The 20,197-nt window shown below is 41.6% G+C and carries 22 protein-coding genes; 6 read left to right on the top strand and 16 right to left on the bottom strand.

The annotated features are described in order from the left end of the window. Positions 1–12: 12 nt before the first annotated feature. From ACAM39_RS00320 to ACAM39_RS00270, 11 genes are all read right to left on the bottom strand, one after another. Positions 13–720 carry a response regulator gene (locus tag ACAM39_RS00320; RefSeq protein WP_007115827.1) on the bottom strand — a complete coding sequence of 236 codons (708 nt, stop codon included), beginning with the start codon at positions 718–720 and terminating at the stop codon, positions 13–15. A gap of 334 nt (positions 721–1,054) precedes the next feature. Then, positions 1,055–1,963 (bottom strand): IS982 family transposase, encoded by a 909-nt coding sequence (locus ACAM39_RS00315; RefSeq protein WP_369627794.1) that lies wholly within the window; start codon positions 1,961–1,963, stop codon positions 1,055–1,057. A gap of 195 nt (positions 1,964–2,158) precedes the next feature. After that, positions 2,159–2,575, bottom strand: a complete 417-nt coding sequence (locus tag ACAM39_RS00310) for a F0F1 ATP synthase subunit epsilon (protein WP_065253551.1) — start codon at positions 2,573–2,575, stop codon at positions 2,159–2,161. An 81-nt stretch (positions 2,576–2,656) separates the two neighbouring features. After that, entirely contained in the window at positions 2,657–4,057 is a 1,401-nt protein-coding gene (gene atpD / locus ACAM39_RS00305) for a F0F1 ATP synthase subunit beta (RefSeq protein WP_007115825.1), read from the bottom strand. Positions 4,058–4,082: 25 nt separating this feature from the next. Next, on the bottom strand, positions 4,083–4,961 hold the full coding sequence (atpG, locus tag ACAM39_RS00300) for a F0F1 ATP synthase subunit gamma (RefSeq protein ID WP_065253550.1): 879 nt from the start codon (positions 4,959–4,961) through the stop codon (positions 4,083–4,085). Positions 4,962–5,102: 141 nt separating this feature from the next. Continuing rightward, a complete protein-coding gene (atpA, locus tag ACAM39_RS00295; protein ID WP_369627793.1) occupies positions 5,103–6,647 on the bottom strand; it encodes a F0F1 ATP synthase subunit alpha in 1,545 nt (514 codons plus the stop codon). Between the two features lie 47 nt (positions 6,648–6,694). Then, entirely contained in the window at positions 6,695–7,297 is a 603-nt protein-coding gene (locus ACAM39_RS00290; RefSeq protein ID WP_007115822.1) for a F0F1 ATP synthase subunit delta, read from the bottom strand. Between the two features lie 25 nt (positions 7,298–7,322). After that, positions 7,323–7,793, bottom strand: coding sequence for a F0F1 ATP synthase subunit B (locus ACAM39_RS00285; protein WP_036594652.1), 471 nt, complete (start codon positions 7,791–7,793; stop codon positions 7,323–7,325). Positions 7,794–7,872: 79 nt separating this feature from the next. Then, positions 7,873–8,115 (bottom strand): F0F1 ATP synthase subunit C, encoded by a 243-nt coding sequence (gene atpE, locus ACAM39_RS00280; RefSeq protein ID WP_007115820.1) that lies wholly within the window; start codon positions 8,113–8,115, stop codon positions 7,873–7,875. Positions 8,116–8,142: 27 nt separating this feature from the next. Further along, positions 8,143–9,018 (bottom strand): F0F1 ATP synthase subunit A, encoded by an 876-nt coding sequence (atpB, locus tag ACAM39_RS00275; protein ID WP_007115819.1) that lies wholly within the window; start codon positions 9,016–9,018, stop codon positions 8,143–8,145. A gap of 467 nt (positions 9,019–9,485) precedes the next feature. Further along, the gene (locus ACAM39_RS00270; protein ID WP_219332074.1) at positions 9,486–9,887 is read right to left on the bottom strand and encodes an ATP synthase subunit I; all 402 of its coding nucleotides are present in this window, start codon (positions 9,885–9,887) and stop codon (positions 9,486–9,488) included. 337 nt (positions 9,888–10,224) lie between these two features. Between ACAM39_RS00270 and ACAM39_RS00265 the strand changes: the two genes are divergently transcribed. From ACAM39_RS00265 to gluQRS, 4 genes are all read left to right on the top strand, one after another. Continuing rightward, complete coding sequence (locus ACAM39_RS00265; RefSeq protein ID WP_369627792.1) at positions 10,225–10,677, top strand: Fur family transcriptional regulator; 453 nt, start codon at positions 10,225–10,227, stop codon at positions 10,675–10,677. 181 nt (positions 10,678–10,858) lie between these two features. Continuing rightward, positions 10,859–11,686, top strand: coding sequence for a metallophosphoesterase (locus ACAM39_RS00260; protein ID WP_369627791.1), 828 nt, complete (start codon positions 10,859–10,861; stop codon positions 11,684–11,686). A 225-nt stretch (positions 11,687–11,911) separates the two neighbouring features. Beyond that, positions 11,912–12,349 (top strand): RNA polymerase-binding protein DksA, encoded by a 438-nt coding sequence (gene dksA, locus ACAM39_RS00255; RefSeq protein WP_036594643.1) that lies wholly within the window; start codon positions 11,912–11,914, stop codon positions 12,347–12,349. Further along, entirely contained in the window at positions 12,342–13,304 is a 963-nt protein-coding gene (gluQRS, locus tag ACAM39_RS00250; RefSeq protein WP_369627790.1) for a tRNA glutamyl-Q(34) synthetase GluQRS, read from the top strand. The genes dksA and gluQRS overlap by 8 nt, the downstream gene beginning before the upstream one ends. On the opposite strand, the gene ftsW is transcribed toward gluQRS, so the two are convergent. From ftsW to ACAM39_RS00235, 3 genes are all read right to left on the bottom strand, one after another. Beyond that, positions 13,301–14,509 carry a putative lipid II flippase FtsW gene (gene ftsW, locus ACAM39_RS00245; protein WP_369627789.1) on the bottom strand — a complete coding sequence of 403 codons (1,209 nt, stop codon included), beginning with the start codon at positions 14,507–14,509 and terminating at the stop codon, positions 13,301–13,303. The two genes, gluQRS and ftsW, sit on opposite strands and share 4 nt — an antisense overlap. A 37-nt stretch (positions 14,510–14,546) precedes the next feature. Next, positions 14,547–15,950 (bottom strand): UDP-N-acetylmuramoyl-L-alanine--D-glutamate ligase, encoded by a 1,404-nt coding sequence (gene murD, locus ACAM39_RS00240; RefSeq protein ID WP_369628551.1) that lies wholly within the window; start codon positions 15,948–15,950, stop codon positions 14,547–14,549. 97 nt (positions 15,951–16,047) lie between these two features. Continuing rightward, positions 16,048–16,203, bottom strand: coding sequence for a hypothetical protein (locus ACAM39_RS00235; protein ID WP_369627788.1), 156 nt, complete (start codon positions 16,201–16,203; stop codon positions 16,048–16,050). Between the two features lie 463 nt (positions 16,204–16,666). Between ACAM39_RS00235 and ACAM39_RS00230 the strand changes: the two genes are divergently transcribed. Further along, a complete protein-coding gene (locus ACAM39_RS00230) occupies positions 16,667–17,005 on the top strand; it encodes a P-II family nitrogen regulator (protein ID WP_007115809.1) in 339 nt (112 codons plus the stop codon). 122 nt (positions 17,006–17,127) lie between these two features. Then, positions 17,128–18,453 carry an ammonium transporter gene (locus ACAM39_RS00225; RefSeq protein ID WP_409520224.1) on the top strand — a complete coding sequence of 442 codons (1,326 nt, stop codon included), beginning with the start codon at positions 17,128–17,130 and terminating at the stop codon, positions 18,451–18,453. Positions 18,454–18,597: 144 nt separating this feature from the next. On the opposite strand, the gene ACAM39_RS00220 is transcribed toward ACAM39_RS00225, so the two are convergent. Next, positions 18,598–19,029: a DUF2147 domain-containing protein gene (locus tag ACAM39_RS00220; RefSeq protein ID WP_369627787.1), complete on the bottom strand. Its 432-nt coding sequence runs from the start codon at positions 19,027–19,029 to the stop codon at positions 18,598–18,600. A gap of 200 nt (positions 19,030–19,229) precedes the next feature. After that, positions 19,230–20,165 (bottom strand): DNA/RNA non-specific endonuclease, encoded by a 936-nt coding sequence (locus ACAM39_RS00215; RefSeq protein ID WP_369627786.1) that lies wholly within the window; start codon positions 20,163–20,165, stop codon positions 19,230–19,232. Between the last annotated feature and the right edge of the window lie 32 nt (positions 20,166–20,197).

The following is a 20,197-nucleotide window of genomic DNA, read 5'->3' as shown; positions in this document are numbered from 1 at the left end:
ATCAATACTATGTTAGTTTTCTTTGACAAACAGATAACCTTTACTGCGAACGGTCTTGATACGTTTTGGGTTTTCTGGATCATCACCAATTTTTGGACGGATACGAGAAATACGTACGTCAATCGAGCGGTCTTGACCATCATACTCAATACCACGCAGACGTTCAAAAATATCTTCACGCGATAAGATACGACCTGCATTGGATGCCAACAACCACAACAAATCATACTCCGCACTGGTAAAGTCAACAAGCTCATCGTTCAAAGTAACCGAACGACCGCCGTTATCAATGACCAAATCGCCAAACTCAAGGCGCTGCGGCACTTCATCAGTTGGCGCGGTATCAGAGCGGCGCAATAGCGCACGGATACGCGCTAATAACACACGCGGTTGAACGGGTTTTGCCACATAGTCATCCGCACCCATTTCTAGACCTAATACTTGGTCCATATCTTCGGTACGCGCGGTTAGCATTAAGATAGGGTTATGAAAATGAGGACGTACTTCACGACATACCGTCAAACCATCACTACCTGGCAGCATCACATCAAGTACCACCATATCAGGCTGCTCAGCCACGATACGACGAATCGCACGGTTACCGTCAGTTTCAATTGCCACATCTAAACCATTTTTACGCAAATAATCTTGGGTCAAGGTGGCAAGACGCTCATCATCCTCTACAATCAATACGCGGGGTATCAACTCTTCTTCTGACATAATTTCCTCCAAAAAATTTTATACATACTCTTAATACTTATATCAGAATATATCTTTATTTATCTATCAGCAATAAGTAATGAAAGTTTACGCATTGCCTGTACTACTACAATATAATTGGATTAATTTAGCGAAAAAATAGCCAATTTAATATTGTTAAAACGTAACTAAACATAAAAAAGTATAAATACCACATATAATAAGATGGAAAAGCATAAGATATAAGGTTATCTGTTAAATGACTGATTCAATAATTGATAAAATTTTTTTGCTAACTTTTGTTTAAAAAATAATTAACCCCAGTTCGACATAAGCCATACTCTAAGGCTTTGAATTAACAAGCAATCTTAGCGACGAAAGGTTCAATCAGCACATTTTTAAGTGTCGGCTTCTTGGGCTCATGGCAATAAGCAATCAGCCCTGCCACCAAATTACTCATAAACCCAACATGGCTACGATGCCTTGAATGCTCGATATGGCAAATATTCTTTAACTCATCAAACACCGTCTCAATCAAGAAACGGCGTTTAAGCAATCGCTTATCTAACCAAGCAATGTCTTTAGCTTTCATATTCTTTTTGACGTTGGTAATCAGTTCAACATCCAAGTTTTCGTCTAGCCAAGCGGTCAGCTTTTTATCAATGTAGCCTTTATCGCCAAACAGTTTACCAAAGACTTGGTTTTCACACAGTTGTTTGACAGGCTTTCTGTCATCAACATTGCCCGCTGTTACGGTAAGATTCACGAGTTCACCTCGGTGGTTGATGATGGCGTGTAATTTAAAGCCAAAGAACCAGCCCATACTGCTTTTTCCTCGTCCTGCTGTATCGGCAAAGACTTTGTTGCGTTTGATACGGTGGTTATCACAAACCGCTAGGCTGGTTGAGTGGATGTAGCTAATCCCTGTGCAGTTGCCTTGCATTAAGAATTGTAGGTAGTCACACATGGGATATACGGCTTTTTCCATCAGCTCTACCATTCTGTTGTAACTTGGTAGTCTTGGAAAGGCATTTTTTAGCCATTGACAGACATAGCCATAGTAAAAGGCTTTAAATTCTCGATAGCGTATTTGATGAAATAGTACCAAGATGGTGATGATTTCTGCTAAACTTATTTTGCATGGTTTGTTGCGTGGCTTTTTACTGCTGTTGCTCTTTAGTTTTAGCATTTTCTGCTGTTGCTCGGCTGTGTAGGCTTTGCAAAAGTCGTCGATGTGGCAGTAAAGTTCTACAAGATTGTCCATGTAAGAAGTCCTGGTTAAAGGTGTTTGTGGTGAACTTACTTTAGCATGTTGGACTTCTTTTTTTATCCTTTCTTATGTCGAATTGAGGTTAATTAGCAAATTTGTAATTACCCCTTTTTTAAGCACTTATATCTTTAAGCACCCATAAAAAAACAGTGGTCATAGCCACTGTCTTTAAACACATCCGCATCAAAATTAGGCACGGTTTTTGAATTTCTGTAAGGTTTGCAATTGTGCCAAAGATTCTGCCAATGCTGCCAATGCTGCAGAGGTGTCGATATCGGCTTTTTGATTTTGCAAGGTTTGTTCTGCATGACGACGTGCTTCCAAAATCTTAGCTTCATCTAAGTCATTCGCACGTACTGCCGTATCTGCCAATACCGTCACTAAATGCGGTTGTACTTCTAAAACGCCACCTGATACATACACCATTTCATCATTGCCATTGCTGGTTTTGATCTGCATAGTGCCTGGTTTTAATAGCGTAATAAAAGGAATATGTCCTGGCAAAATACCGACTTCACCTTCTACACCAGTAGCAATTAACATGCTAATCTCACCAGAGTAGATAGTTTCTTTCGCACTGACGACATTACATTGTAAAGTTGCCACAGTTCTCTCCTATGGTATTGCAAAATTAGGTTGATAAAACCCTGTTAATATAGTTTAAACTAACAGGGTTTGATTGAGAAATTAGCCGCGTAGTTTTTCTGCGGCAGCAACTACTTCTTCAATACCACCTTTCATGTAGAATGCTTGTTCTGGCAAGTCATCATACTCACCATTCAAGATTGCTTTAAAGCTTTGAATGGTTTCACGGATTGGTACGTATTTACCTGGTGAGCCGGTGAATACCTCTGCAACGTGGAAAGGTTGTGACAAGAAACGTTGGATTTTACGTGCACGGTATACTACTAATTTATCATCTTCTGATAATTCGTCCATACCCAAAATCGCAATAATGTCTTTCAATTCTTTAAAGCGTTGTAATACTTCTTGAACGCCACGAGCAACAGCATAGTGCTCTTCACCAATGACCAGTGGGTCTAACTGACGTGACGTTGAGTCTAGTGGGTCAACCGCTGGATAAATACCTTGTGAGGCAATATCACGGCTCAATACTACTGTTGCGTCTAAGTGAGCAAAGGTTGTCGCGGGTGAGGGGTCAGTCAAGTCATCGGCAGGAACGTATACCGCTTGTACCGAAGTAATAGAACCTGATTGGGTTGAAGTAATACGTTCTTGTAGTACACCCATCTCTTCTGCAAGCGTTGGCTGATAACCTACCGCAGATGGCATACGACCTAATAATGCTGATACTTCAGTACCCGCTAGTGTGTAACGATAAATATTGTCAACAAACAATAATACGTCACGACCTTTACCGTTTTCATCTTTTTCGTCACGGAAGTATTCCGCCATAGTCAAACCTGTCAGGGCAACACGTAAACGGTTTCCTGGTGGCTCATTCATCTGACCATATACCATCGCAACTTTATCAAGTACGTTTGAGTCTTTCATCTCGTGGTAGAAGTCATTACCTTCACGAGTACGCTCACCTACACCGGCAAATACAGATAAACCTGAGTGTGCTTTTGCGATGTTATTGATAAGTTCCATCATGTTAACGGTTTTACCAACACCCGCACCACCGAACAGACCGACTTTACCACCTTTAGCAAATGGGCATAGTAAATCAATTACTTTAATACCGGTTTCTAAAAGTTCAGTAGAGTTTGATTGTTCATCATAGCTTGGCGCTTCACGGTGAATCGCCCAAGTGTTGCTATGCTCTACCGGACCTGCTTCGTCGATTGGGCGCCCTAAAACGTCCATGATACGACCTAGTGTACCTTTACCCACAGGTACAGAGATTGGTGCGCCAGTATTGCTAACTGGTAGACCACGTTTTAGACCTTCAGTAGAACCCATGGCAATAGTACGTACGATACCATCACCTAATTGTTGTTGTACTTCTAATGTAGTTTCTGTGCCTTCAACTTTTAAGGCATCGTAAATTCTTGGTACGCTTTGACGGTCAAATTCAACGTCAATAACCGCGCCAATAATCTGTACAATACGACCGCTACTCATTACGCTCTCCTTGAATGTAGGTCAATTATGAAACAGCAGCAGCACCGCCAACGATTTCCGAAATTTCTCGGGTAATCGCCGCTTGACGCAGCTTGTTGTAAACCAATTGTAATTCGTTAATTAAGTTACCTGCGTTATCCGTTGCTGCTTTCATAGCAACCATACGTGCAGACTGTTCAGAAGCAATATTTTCTACCACACCTTGATAGACGATTGATTCAACATAACGTCCCATCAAACCATCAAGCAGCTCTTTGGTAGTTGGCTCATAGATATAATCCCAGCTATGTTCACGATTTGCCATCGTTTCATCAACCAAAGACTCAGCCGCAATCGGTACTAAGCGTTGCACACTAGGATTTTGGGTCATGGCATTAACAAATTCGTTATATACCATGTAAATCTCATCAATTTCACCACGATTATACGCATCAAGCATTACTTGAACTGGCACACTAAGTTGCTCAAAGCTTGGGTTGTCACCATAGTGAGTTTCCGCAGCAATCACCGTACCACCGAATGTTTTAAAGAAGCTCACGCCTTTTTGACCAATCACCGCAAAACGCGTTTCAACAGATTGGCTTTTTTGTTGTTTGACATGCTGCATCAATTTTTTGAATAAGTTGATATTCAAACCACCTGCAAGACCACGGTCAGAACTGACTACAATATAGCCAACACGATTAACCGCACGAGGTACTAGGTAAGGATGTTTGTAGTCTGGTGAAGCTTTAACTAGATGAGAAACCACTCGACGCATGCTATCAGCATAAGGACGACCTAGTTGCATACGTTCTTGGGCACGTCGCATCTTACTCGCTGCAACCATTTGCATGGCGCGAGTAATTTTCTGGGTACTTTTAATACTAGCAACTTTTGCTCGAATTTCTTTTAAACTTGCCATAAATAATCCATACAGCCATGTTTAGTTTCAGTCCACGCCCATTGATATAACATGGACGAAATTTGGAAAAATGAACAAAGTAATCATAACCCCTTTGTTCATTTGTTCTATGACAATGCAGTTCTAAAATTTCACTGAATCTTAGAATGAATGATTTTGCTTATAGTTTTCAATCGCTAATTTGAACTGGTTTGCGATATCATCATTATAGTTAGCAGTGTTATCAATGTCTGCCATAAAATCACCATGTTGGTCACGTAGGTAACGTAACAAACCTGCTTCAAACGCACCCACTTTGTTGACAGGAACATCAGCTAGATAGCCTTCGTTAGAGGCATAAATTACCGCAGCTTGTTCAGCGATGCTCATTGGTGCGTATTGATTTTGTTTCATCAATTCAGTCACACGTTGACCATGGTCAAGCTGTTTACGGGTCGCGTCATCTAAGTCAGAAGCAAACTGTGCAAACGCTGCCAATTCACGATACTGTGCCAATGCGGTACGGATACCACCTGACAATTTTTTGATGATTTTAGTTTGCGCTGCACCACCCACACGAGAAACTGAAATACCCGCATTCACCGCTGGACGGATACCTGAGTTAAACAAGCTTGACTCTAGGAAGATCTGACCGTCCGTGATTGAAATCACGTTGGTTGGTACGAATGCTGATACGTCACCTGCTTGGGTTTCAATAATTGGCAAGGCAGTTAGTGAACCTGTTTTACCTGTTACAGCACCGTTGGTGAATTTTTCTACATACTCAGCGCTTACACGTGAAGCGCGCTCTAATAGACGTGAGTGAAGGTAGAATACGTCACCTGGGTAAGCTTCACGTCCTGGTGGACGACGTAAAAGCAATGAAATTTGACGATAGGCTACGGCTTGTTTTGATAAATCATCATAAATGATAAGCGCATCTTCACCGCGGTCACGGAAGTATTCACCCATAGTACAACCAGAGTATGGCGCGATGTACTGCAGTGCTGCTGGTTCAGAAGCAGATGCAACCACAACCGTTGTATAAGCTAATGCGCCCGTTTCTTCTAGTTTACGTACCACGTTTGCGATTGTTGAACGTTTTTGACCAACGGCTACGTATACACATTTAATGCCCGAGTGTTTTTGCGCGATGATCGCATCGATTGCCATGGCTGTTTTACCAGTTTGGCGGTCACCAATGATAAGCTCACGTTGACCACGTCCGATTGGAATCATGGTATCAACAGCTTTATAACCTGTCATTACTGGCTCATCAACTGATTGACGGTCGATAACGCCTGGGGCGATTTTTTCAACTTTATCCGTTAATTTGGCGTTAATTGGGCCTTTACCATCGATAGGATTACCCAGTGCATCTACCACACGACCTAAAAGCTCGGGTCCAACTGGTACTTCTAAAATACGACTAGTACAGTAAGCTTTTTGTCCTTCTTGGAGATTCAAGTATTCACCTAGAACAACCGCGCCGACTGAGTCTTGTTCAAGGTTTAGCGCCATACCATATACGCCACCTTCAAACTCAATCATTTCGCCGTACATGGCATCTTCAAGACCATGAATCTGTACGATACCGTCAGATACCATGACAATAGTGCCTTCGTTCTTTGCTGTGGCACCCGCAGTCAGGTCTTGAATTCGCTGCTTAATCAGATTACTGATTTCCGCTGGATTCAATTGTTGCATTGCACTGTTCCTTAATTTTTACTGACTAGAATCAATTTTGTTGAAATTTATGCCGTCAGCTGTGTTTTTAACTGTTTTAATTTGCCACGTACAGAGTCATCGATTACTTTGTCACCGACCTTAATCGTCACACCTGCAATTAGGGCAGGGTCTACATTGACATGTAGTACGACCTTCGCGCCTAGGGAGGTAGCAAGTCGGTGTTCAATGAGTTGCTCTTGCACTTGCGTTAATGGATATGCCGACGTGACATATGCATGAACTTCTTTTGCATCAGCGGCTTTTAATAAACCAAAACGCTCATTGATACTGGGTAATAATGCCAAACGATCTTGCTCTGCAAGTTGCGTCAAAAAATTAACAAAAGCATTGGAATCTGCTTGTGCCCCACCCTCAATAGCGGTGCTTAAAGTTTTAAACACGGTATTGCTATCTTCAGGTGAACTTTGGTTATAAAGGTCTTTTAAAGTAGCGACTTTAGCTTGTGCAGCAACTGCTGGATTATTGATATAATCGGCAAATGCTTTATCACTAACGATGGCATTCATCACGTTTAAGTAATCTTGCCACTCATTGACTGACGTGTGCTCTTTAGCATAATCAAATGCTGCTTTTGCATAGGGTCTTGCTAAGGTTGATAAATCAGCCATCATATCCTCACTGTACGGTTGCTACTTATAACTTGGCTGCCAATTGGTTTAACATATTGGCATGAGTTTCTGGATTGACCTTTTCTTGTAAGATTTTTTCGGCACCGAGTACGGCAAGTTCTGCAACCTGCGCGCGTAAACCTTCACGGGCTTTATTAATTTCTTGATCAATTGCTTCACGCGCTTGTTGACGAATACGTTCGCCTTCCACTTGTGCTTGCACTCTGGCATCTTCAATCATTTGATTGGCGCTTTTGTTCGCTTGGTCAATGAGTGAAGCGGCTTTTGCTTTTGCTGCGATAAGCTCTTGCTCTGCAGCTTGTGATGCAGTTGCTAAGTCTGCTTTGGCTTTTTCGGCAGCATTTAGGCCATCTGCGATTTTACGTTGGCGATCCGAAATAGCAGCAACCAAAGGCGGCCACACAAACTTCATGCAAAACATCACGAAGATGGCGAATGCAATCGATTGTCCAATTAGGGTTGCATTGATATTCACTTAGAATCCCTCGTTAATTAAGTTTCTTCAATCCTTGTCCACATAAGATGATGTGGACATTGTACTGATAGTGTACCTATTAACCTGCTAAAGGATTTGCGAATAACAATAACATTGCAATACCAACACCGATCATCGGTACGGCGTCAAGAAGACCTGCCACGATGAACATACGAGTTTGCAATTGTGAACCTAGTTCTGGTTGACGAGCGACGCCCTCTAAGAATTTGCCACCTAAGATTGCAAAGCCAATACCTGTGCCTAGTGCACCTAAACCGATTAGCAAAGCAACGGCAAGAACGGTCATACCTTCTAGAGTCATTGATGTATCCTCATTACTGTTTTGAAATTAATGTTCAGTTTGTGATGCAAGGCTAAGATAGACAATGGTTAGCATCATGAAAACGAACGCTTGCAAAGTGATTACTAAAATGTGGAAGATTGCCCACGGTACTGATAACACCCATTGAATCCAAAATGGCATAAGGGCGATTAACACAAAAATTAATTCACCTGCATACATGTTACCAAAAAGTCGTAAGCCAAGTGAGATAGGTTTTGCGATTAGAGTTACAAACTCTAGGATAAAGTTCACTGGAATCAATAAGATTTTAGCAATTGGGTTTTTTGCGCTAAATGGATGAAGGGTTAATTCACCAATAAAACCGCCAAAACCTTTTTCTTTAATACTATAAAAAATTATCAGTGCAAATACTGAGAACGACATACCAAGCGTCACATTTGGGTCGGTACTTGGTACGACTTTCATGTAAACATGGTGTGGGTTATGTCCTAGCAGACCACCAATTTTTTGTGCAATGACAGGCAAATAATCAACTGGCAGAAGATCCATGAAGTTCATCAAAAAAATCCACACAAAAATTGTCAGTGCTAATGGCGCAATAACTTTTGATGTGCCATGATAAGTATCACGAACGTTACTATCAACAAACTCCACAATCATTTCAATAAAAGCTTGCATTTTGCCGGGTACACCCGAGGTCGCTCTTTTTGCCACCATATAAAAAATGGCACAAAAAAGAACCCCTAAACCAATCGACCACAGCATTGAGTCTAAATGAATCGCATTGAAACCCATTTCAGAAGCTTGCTGTTTGGTTTCGGCAACTATCCAACCTTCTGTTGGGTGATTACCGAAAGTCCAGTTTGTCAAGTGGTGATTGATATACTCATTTGAAGTAATTTCTGCGTTTGCTTCTGCCATAATCTTAACTTCTTTTTTATATTGAGCCGATAATAGAGGGAGTTAGCGTCAGATATTTTGTCTAATCACAAAAATTTGTAACTTAACACTATAATCGTATCTAACTGAGCTGATGATACTCAATGAGAAGTGCAAACATGACGTCAAAGGCACATCGAGGCGTTTAAGCAATCTGCTTAACTAAGGTGATGAACCGTGAATAAACGGATTGTTTATCAACGTAATAATATAGGCTATCGACCTACTGTGTTTTGCTTGACTCAAATAAGTGGGTCATCAGTAAAACATATATGCAATTGCTTGAAAACTAATTCTTTTTAGCCAATTAGCGCTGAGCAATCGCACCTTTAAAAAATTTTCACTATATTAATTCAACTGTTACCTTTTTGTAAAGGATTAAATGGATTTATTTGTGATTTAGTTTAGGTTATTTCTGTTATTACCAAATAATTGTAAATAGCCTTTTTTTACCAAGGATTTCGGTAAGTGATAATGAGGTAACTCATTTGCAAAATTAAGTACCCCGCGAATACCGCAATGGCGTTTAGCGGTTTTAACAGCAAAAAAATCAGTGCAAACCCAACAATGGTCAACACCCACTTTGCCATATGCGCTTGGTAAAAACGATGAACAATTTGACGACGCTGCTGATAGCCCGATTTGCTCAGGGAAATTTTAGCAAAGATGATTTGACTCACCCACCCTAGCACACTACCGGCTAGCAGATTTTTACTCACCGCATACTGGCTATTGCCTTGCCAAACATCCCATACAATCCCGATGGCAACCAGCCCAAGTATCAGCCATGACTGCTTGTTGATGGATTGTTGGATAGACTGTGGGTCAAATGGCTTGGCAGGTTTTGACATAGCAAAATAAGGGCTAGGTGATTATGGGCAGGAATGATGAAAGTAGTATAGCAGAATCTTGATTAAAAATTTTGCTAAAGGTTGTTTTATCTACGCTGACGTTAATCGTCAGTCATTATGAATAGTGTGTTATTAGACTTGTTATATTGTCGGGTAGTTTTATAGCCGAACCACTAATTTCTCAGACAAATTATGCGGTTTTCATGCTAAAGTAATTTGATAGTTATTGATGATTTTATGTGATATGACCCAACGTTCTATTCAATCAGCTAGAAATTCTATTCAATCAGCCCATAGTTACGACGCAAATTGTCGCCATCTATCTATGTCCATGTGTATGCCACACATGACGGCCGAGCAGGTTGAAGCACAGATTACTCAGATAAAACAGGATTGCCAAGCGCAAGGTTTACGTTTTACTGCGCTGCGAGAGCAAGTGTATCGTTTGATTTTACTTGCCGCGCAGCCCATTGGGGCATATGAATTATTGGATTTGCTGCAAGCAGCGAGCGAAAAAGTCGTCGCACCGCCAACTGTATATCGTAGTCTGGAGTTTTTGCTCAGGCATGGCTTGGTTCATCAATTAAATTCCAGCAAGGCTTTTTTTGCTTGTTCTCAGCCCACCGATCGCCATGTTGCCGCTTTTTTGGTTTGTCGATGCTGTGGCGAGGTGCAAGAGTTTAGCCACCCATCTATCCAGACCATGCTAAATGAGGTTGAGCAATCAACCAATTTTGCCACTCAGTCAAGCATTATTGAGCTTTCAGGTGTTTGTCAGCGCTGCCAATAATCACCTTTTTTTATCGAATGCTTAGAATGAGACTCTGCAAACAATTATTTTGCTATTGTGTTTGTCAATTATGAGCATTTGTGATATAAAACATGCCTTATTTGATTGACTTAAGTCAATTAACCGTTGTTTGATAAAGTTGTACTGCCACGATTACCGTCATTATTCTAAGGATAACTGAGTGACGTTACTGCCAAGTTCGATATCACAACACCATGCTGATTATTTTTCAATTATTGAATTAAGTGATCTGCATCTTTTTAATGACCCTAATAAGTTAATGAATGGCGTTAATACCGCAGACACATTTGAGTCGGTATTATCCTTGGTTCGACAACAGCGCGATGATGTTGATTTGTTGGTACTGACGGGGGATTTATGCCATGAACCTACCTCGCAAAATTATGACCGTTTATTTGCAACCTTAGACGACGTCGACATTCCGTTTATAGCCATCCCAGGCAATCATGATGTGACCCTAGAGCTTGATCACCATCTACCTTTTGCCCAGCGCCGCCATTTGCCCGTCAAAGCAGATACTCGCCTGCAAAACTGCTATAGTATTGCCACCGATTATTGGGACATATTGTTATTAGACTCCTCTTGTGAGGGACACAGTTATGGCAAAATTGACGAGCAGTCATTGCGGTGGCTGGCGCAACAGTTGGCGAACGCCAATCGCCCTTGTGCAATTTTTTGTCATCATCCAATGGTGTTAATCGATTCAACATGGCTTGATGAATACACTTTAATCAATGCGGACCGTTTTTGGGAAGTGATAATGCCGTATTTAGATCGCATTAAAGCTATATTTGTCGGTCATATTCACCAAGAAATGCATAAGATTAATTATGGAATATCTGTGTTTGGCTGCCCATCGACCAGCCTACAGTTTAAACCCTTATGTAAAGACTATACCATTGACGAAATTGCGCCTGGTTTACGTTGGATAAATTTATATAACAATGGGTTACTTGCAACTGGTATCAAAAGAACAGATACTATCTGACTAATTTTTCATGGTTGTTGAACTTATGTTCATAAACTTAATGTCGTGAAAGTTTGGTTAGCTTGTTTATTAAGGTTTTAGCGTTTATTTTAGTTTGATTTCATATACTGACGAATTGCAGTGTTTAAAGCGTTAATAACGCGATGTCATTGGCTTAAGTGCTGAACTCGTAATGAAATTGTAAACTTAAAATTGTATCACTATTGGTTTTTAAAGGAATTAGCTATGGCATCTGCCCAAAATGAACGTGAATTAAGCTTTACCCCATATCAGCCAGCGGCTGAAGAAGAATATATGAATGACGCACAACTTGCGCATTTTAGAAAAATTTTATTAGATTGGAAAGAGCAGTTAATTAGCGAAGCTGAATCAACTAAATCTTATATTCAAGATGAATCAACGGCGATGCCTGATATTAATGACCGCGCCACCCAAGAAGAAGAGTTTGCGTTGGCTCTGCGCACGCGTGACCGTGAGCGTAAACTGATTCGCAAGATTGATAAATCGATTGCTGAAATTGACAGTGGCGATTACGGTTTTTGTGAGACTTGTGGTGTAGAGATTGGTCTGCGTCGTTTAGAAGCCCGTCCAACCGCGACCCAATGTATCGATTGCAAAACCTTATCAGAGATTAAAGAAAAACAAGCATGGGGTCATGCTTAATTTATCAACATCTCCTGTTATTGGTCGCTTTGCTCCCTCTCCGACGGGAGCTTTGCATTTGGGGTCACTGGTGACTGCGATTGCCAGTTACTGTATCGCTAAACAAGCGCAAGGCAAGTGGCTAGTACGCTTTGAAGATACTGATACGGAGCGCTGTCATCCAAAATTTAGCGATTTGATTTTAGCAGATTTAGATCGATTGGGTTTGCACTGGGATGGTAACATTCGCTACCAGTCGCAACACCTAAACACATATCATGCGTTATTGGATGAGCAGCTAAAAGCAGTAAGTTATGGCTGTGATTGCAGTCGTAAATCACTGCAAACTTATCAACTCGCCCACCCCAATACCCAATACCCTTATCCTAGAATCTGTGTCCATAAGCGGCTATCGCGCGATCATGCCATTCGCTTAGTGATGCCAGATAACCCAATGCTTTTTTTCGATCAGCTGCAAGGGGTGATTTTGGGCAATCCGCAACGAGACCAGGGTGATATTGTGGTCAGAAGGCGGCGCATTGGGCGGTCTTTTTCAAATACGCCAACCGCCAACAAAGGCATGATTAATTATATGCTTGCGGTGGTAATTGATGACGCGCAACAAAGTGTCAATCAAATCGTGCGGGGTCTGGATATATTGCCATTGACGATACCGCAAATGGTCATTTCGGATTATTTAAATTTCCCCCCTAACCAACACTACTATCACTTACCCATTTTGGTGAATGCACAAGGGCAAAAACTGTCTAAACAAACGCTCGCAGAGCCGATTCAATCCTACCCTGCACGCCAACTTATTAAGACCGCACTGCAATTATTACAACAGCCACCGATTGATCTGGATAAACCAACCACGATGCTCGAGCAGGCGGTTTACCAATGGGATCATACGCCGCTGCAAGGCAAACAGCGTATAAAAGTCGATAGCTTACAAAATCTTTTGGCAAGCCGTTAATAATAACGACATTGATTGGCAGGAATCGTTGGGCTTTCTTTGATAATTCGCATCAATAATCCGACGATAATCAGATTAACCACCATAGAAGAACCTCCATAGCTAAAAAATGGCATGGTCAACCCTTTGGTAGGTAGCATCCCCATAGTCATGCCGGCATTAACAAAAATTTGCCCAAAGAATAAAATTCCAACCCCAAACGCAAAATAGCTTAAGCGTGTTTGGTGCCGTGCTAGCGCTTGGTAGCTAATGCGCATAACCGTGGTGACCAAAATAATTTGTAACACCAGTAAAAACGACACACCCACTAAGCCTAACTCTTCACCGGTAATCGCTAGTAAAAAGTCGGTATGCGCCTCCGGTAAATGGGAGAGTTTTTGGATACTTTCCCCATAACCGACACCAAACCATTCACCGCGGGCAAAGGCTACAATACTGCGACCTAGCTGATAGTCACTATTTTTTAAGTCATCAAACGGATCTAAAAACGAGGTTACCCGTTTTAGTCGGTAACTTGCCCCCATAATCGCCATGGTGCCTGCCAAAAACATGGCACCCATGATGATGAAAAACTGGCGCATGGGTAACCCGCCGACAAAAATCATCGCCGCAATACAGGTCGCAATAATCACCACCGAGCCGAAGTCAGGCTGCAACATGATAAATAAGATCAGCCCCATGGCTATCAGTGTTAGCCGCAAAAAGCCTTTCCAATGGTTACGAATCTCTTCTGATCGGCGCACCAAATAATCTGAAGTGTACAAAATCATCAACAATTTTGCCAATTCAGAGGGCTGAAAATTGATACCACCTAATTCAATCCAGCGTTTACTGCCGTTAATCACTGACCCACCGATTAGGGTATAAATAATCAGCAAAAGACAAGCCAGCAGCGCGTACATAATAAAATCTAAGCGAAACGTCTTGCGAAGCGGGATAAAATATACCAGTAAACCAAGAACTGCACCGATTCCCATGTACGCCAGTTGGTGATAAAAAAAGTAAAAATCACCCAGTTTTTTGGTTTGTGCAAAAGGTATTGACGCGGACGCCACCATCAACAGACTAAATACCATAATGGTTGCTACCGTGGTCAATAGCACCGAATTAATGGGCGGAATCCACTGGCGGCTTTTCTTAGTAGAACCGCTTTTAGCTGAGAGGGATGAAGAAAGTGACGAAGAAGTCGAATGGGGCGCGGGCATAACACAACCTAAATATTAAAAATACACTAGCGAATGATTATTGGGATTTGACTAAGCGTTGAAAAACTTGTCCACGTTCCACATAGCCACTAAACTGATCAAAACTTGCACAAGCGGGTGATAGCAATAATACGCCTAAAGCGGGGAATGTTGGCTGGTCTTGCCAAGCTTGATTGACCGCTTGTTCTAGGGTTTGGCATTTGGTTAACACAATCCCTGCAGGATTGTGAGTATCCAACCCCGCTGATGCCAAATCAGCCGCGATTTTATCGGCATCTTCTCCAATAAAGTACACCACTTTCGCATAATCCATCAGGGGTTTTGCCAGTTCAGCAAAGTTTTGACCTTTACCTTGCCCGCCCAAAATCACAGCGAGTTTTTTGCCTTTGGGCGCATATACTTTACCTAGCCCCAAAATTGCCGCGATGGTCGAGCCAATGTTGGTGCCTTTGGAGTCGTCAAAACAATCGAGCTGATGGGTGGTTGTGATAAATTCACAGCGATGGGGCAGCCCGACAAAGTTTTTTAATGTTGTTAGCATACTCTCTAACGGCAGACCTGCCAACTCGCCAATTGCTAGGGCTGACAGCGCATTCATCAAATTATGCTCACCTTTGATCGGTACTTCTTTTTCATTGAGTAACCGCTCGCGACCCCGGGCTAGCCAGATTTCACCATCGCTATCTTTTATCAATCCGTACTGATTCATATCCGGTGCATTACTACCAAAGCTAATGGTGGGCATATCATCGGCTACTAACGGGCGACTAAGCAAGTCCTCGCGGTTGACCACAATGGATTGCACGCCTTGGAATATTCGGTGTTTGGCTTGGTGATAGCCAAGCATATTGCCATGGCGATCTAGATGGTCAGGCGACATATTAAGCACGGTGGCTACTTTGGCAGCCAAATTGGTGGTGGTCTGTAGTTGAAAACTGGATAACTCAAGCACCGCCATCTGTATGGACTCAAGTAACAAATCAAGCGCGGGTGTTCCCAAGTTACCACCGACACCGACTTTAAACCCCGCATTTTTAACCATCTCGCCAACCAGTGTAGTGACGGTGCTTTTGGCATTAGAGCCGGTAATTGCAATAATCGGAATATGTCGCTGTTTAGCTACTTCATGGAACAATTGAATATCACTGACAATCGCGATTTTTTTCGCACGTGCGCCATCAAACACCGGCAAATAAGGGTCGATACCAGGACTGATGATAATGCGATCTGCCACTGCCAACAGCTCGCCATCTATTGCGCCAAACTTGGTCACTATATGGGTTGGCAAGTGCTCGGCAAGTTTGGGCAGACCTGCATCGGTGACAGCTACAGGGTAGCCAAGCGCGTGTAAATAGTTGACTGCCGACAAGCCTGATTTACCCAGTCCAACCACCACTTGTAATCCATTGCCACGTTGAATCATGCTCGATGCTGATTGCATGCTTTGATTGGTTGAAGCAGGTGAAACGGCTGATTGAGTGGCAGAGAGTTGGCTCACGAGAATTCCTTGTAATACTTAAACTTGTAATACTTAAATCTTAAATAAAGGTACCGCTAGATAATGCAGTAACAATACTTGCCGCATAAGCTAAAAAACGTTTTCTATCATACCATTTTATGACAAAAAGTTTTGCGATTAAATGTGAGTTTTCATGTTTTGTAGTGGCAGCAATAAAAGGCGGTTTAAATGCCATGATTTTTGTGATTCGGATATACTTTTTATTTATATTACCCAACAAATTTAACGATTTTAGCCAGTAAAATGCACCTTTTTAGTGCAATTATTTTGTTTTTATCGCAAATTATTAAAATAATTCTCAAAATCATCTACAAAATCGTTAATCACACCCAAATAACCTTTTTGGTGCAATAACTGATTTAAATTAGAGGAATTTTTATTTTTTCGTTATAATAAAATTTCGCTTTCTGTGTGATGGTCGCATTGAAGCCACAAAAAAGTTTTTGCTTTATTTTCAATAAGTTGTATTTTTTACCCCCTTAAAAATAGGACGTTTCTGAAAGTTGGCACAGCTTTTGAATTATCGAAACTACCATTTTCAACACGCTATACGAATGCTGTTTAGGGTAACCGCTATTAAGCCACTACAGCAGATAGTAACTAACCCAGCCATAAGCGGCACTTAAAAGGAAATTATTATGAAATTAATTACGGCTATCTTAAAACCGTTCAAACTAGATGATGTACGTGAGTCACTCTCTGAGATTGGTGTTCAAGGTATCACTGTTACCGAAGTAAAAGGTTTTGGCCGTCAAAAAGGTCATACTGAATTGTATCGCGGCGCTGAGTATGTGGTTGATTTCCTGCCCAAAGTTAAGTTAGAAATTGCGGTGACTGACGAAATGGTTGATGCAGCGATTGAAGCTATTACTCGCGTGGCTAGCACGGGCAAAATCGGTGATGGCAAAATCTTTGTATCACCATTAGAACAAGTGATTCGTATCCGTACGGGTGAAACGGGCGCTAATGCTATCTAACACTATCATGACTGTCGTTGCCGCAACGCTTGTTAACTTTTAAAGTCGACCATCCTTTAAACATTAACGCAGACCTATCAAGCAGCTTAACGACTATCTCAAATAATTTTAAGGGGGTTACGATGAATGCCGTCATTACAAGAGCAGCTTTTGCCAAATTTTTACAGCCACTAGTATCTACTAAATCAATTTTATCGTTATTGTTGTTATCTCCATTGGTGGCTCATGCTACTGACACGCCTACGCTAAATGCGGGCGACACCGCTTGGGTATTAATTTCTACTGCATTAGTGCTACTAATGACTATTCCAGGGTTGGCACTGTTTTACTCAGGTATGGTGCGCAAAAAGAATATTTTGGGGACGATGGCACACAGTTATGGTGCCACGGCGGTAGTATCTATTGTTTGGATTGTGTTGGGTTATTCACTGGCGTTTGGTAGCAGTGATTTTAATCAATTTGTTGGCGGTTTTGATAATGTATTGTTATCTAATATCGGGCTGGGTGATTTAACGGGTACCGTACCGACCCTGTTATTTGTCACTTTTCAAATGACCTTTGCCATTATCACTGTGGCAATCTTAGCAGGCTCGATTGCTGAACGTATCAAATTTAGTAGCTTTATGGTGTTTACTGCCCTTTGGGTATTATTAGTGTATGCACCGATTTGTCACTGGGTTTGGGGCGGCGGCTGGTTGATGGCAGATGGTGCGCTAGACTTTGCAGGCGGTACGGTCGTGCACATTAATGCAGGTGTGGCAGGTATTGTGTTGGCGGCTGTTTTAGGTAAACGTAATGGCTATAACCGTGACCCAATGGCACCTTCAAACTTGGCTTTAACCTTAATTGGTACGGGTTTGATTTGGGTAGGTTGGTTTGGCTTCAATGGCGGTAGTGCTTTGGCGGCAAATGCATTAGCAGGTAATGCCCTACTCGTCACGCAAGTAGCGGCAGCGGCAGGGGCATTGACTTGGTTTGCCATCGAAAAATTAGTGCGTGGTAAAGCCTCTGTACTGGGCGGTGCATCAGGTGCAGTAGCAGGTCTAGTCGGTATTACCCCAGCAGCAGGTTTTGTGACGGTAGCAGGCGCATTAGCGATTGGTATCATAACCTCATTGGTTTGCTTTTATGCAGTCAACTATCTCAAACGTCTATTAAAAATCGATGATAGCTTGGATGCGTTTGGATTGCATGGCGTTGGTGGCATCGTCGGTGCCATATTAACAGGTGTCTTTGTGAGTCCTGCTATCACTGGCAAACCCTTAGCTTTATCGACTATAGGTCAAGTGTGGGTGCAATTAGAAGGCGTGTTTGCGGTTATCATCTACTGCGCGATTGTGACTTTCATTATTGCTAAAGTGATTCAATTAACCATGGGCTTACGTGTCACTGATGAAGATGAATACACCGGTCTTGATTTAGCCGTACATGGCGAACGTATCGAATAGACAAAGAATAATAAACATAGGCTGATTCAATCAGCCTATTTTTTTATCTGACCATACTAAAAGACTCTAAAAAACTTGCGATTGCACAAATAAAAAAGCTAGATAGTGATATCTAGCTTTTTTGATATTTCAAATCAGTAGTGATTATTTAATTTTTTTCCAAGTTTGGCTGCCTTTGACTGGAACAGATAAAGTCAAGGTTGAACCACTTACTGAAATATTTGCGCCTAACCCAAGACCCCAACGTGGGTCTTTTGCTTTACCCGTATATTTGCCATTACCCGCTGCTTTAACGCCTGTTAACACAGTTTTACCAACAAAAGATTTTGCTTTTTCAGTATTACCTGCAACGATTTTACCGGTGAAAGTAGCACCTGTTTGTGAGATTTGAACTTGGGCTTTTGGTTGATTGTCTTCATAAGTTTGCCAAGTACCCACGATTGGATCGGCAGCCATAGCAGCAACACTTAAAGTAGAAAGCGCAACACCAACGCTGATTGATTTAAGAGAAATTTTCATAACAGTTCCTTCTGTAGCGCACTGCAAAAAAGTAAGGGAAGTGAGATGCAGTGCCATTGACAATCATTATAGCCAAAATGGTTTTGAGGTAAAGATATTTTTTAATGCGCAAAAGTTACTAATAGTTTTCTACATCGTTACAGGACAAAATTTCTCATTTTTTTTATATTAAGTAATTGATTTTTAAATGATTATTTTTCTAGAAAACCCCAAAAGCGCAAACTGACTCATCAGTCATTTGTGTATAATTATCAGTTTTAGGATTTAAATAGGCTGATTATCCATTCAAAAATAGTCAAGACTAAATTAACTAAGACTAATAAAATTTGTTGGTTATCGGGTTCTGATTTTGGGGTGTTTTTGTTTTTTGTAGCGCTCGAATAGTCATCGATAGGCAGCGACATTGCCGTTTTTTGTACCTTCCCTGACAACCCTGGCATGGCATCCACGCCTATTCTTAACGCCAATTCATCCAGACTAATGACTTCCACTCGCTGACTATCATCATTAGGTGCAAAATAGACGCCTGCTTGTTGTAGACTTGGAATATAAATCGCTTTGTACAGATGACTGGGTACTAATATATTGTTATTAATTTTCTTAACCCGATTACTGATAAAAGCCACCCCTGTCACCACATAGATACGGTTGTGTTTAATCGCTAGATAACGAGTACGGGACTCAATGTCTCGCCAAGTGCTACGATTATTGACAGGATTTTGCGGTACAATGTTGGCAAGGCTAAAACTATCATATTGTGATTCAAGCGTACTCATATCTGCGTTGGGCGCTAGATGCCCACGATCATAAGGTACGTTACGATAATCAGCTAAATAGCCTTTAACCCGATTAGGCAGCTGACTTTCCTCGTGAAAATTATCAACCCTCGGTAATTCACTCGCTTTTTCAATACGCGCTCGCGTCAAATACTCCGCTGACCATAAAGCGGTTTTACTCAGTGATGAATACCCCACAGCAAAGCCATTTAGACATAGATAATAAATCTCAAGTGGTTGATTCGAGAGTGGCTGCGGACTTTGTTGGTTAGCATAGGTATTACCGCATTGATTGAGGTGCTGTTTGCGATAATCTAAAGAGCTGCTTGAATGTGCCCATAAGGGCAATACGGATAAACCCATTACTACCACGCTCTGTGACAGTGATTTGTGGGAAAAACGCTGATAACCACTCATACGCTATAATTTACCAACTCTAGCCATCGATG

This window comes from Moraxella sp. K02, assembly GCF_041154755.1.
Classification (GTDB): domain Bacteria; phylum Pseudomonadota; class Gammaproteobacteria; order Pseudomonadales; family Moraxellaceae; genus Faucicola.
The sequence above is the reverse complement of the archived record's forward strand: the minus strand, read 5'-3'. Positions and strand labels throughout refer to the sequence as shown.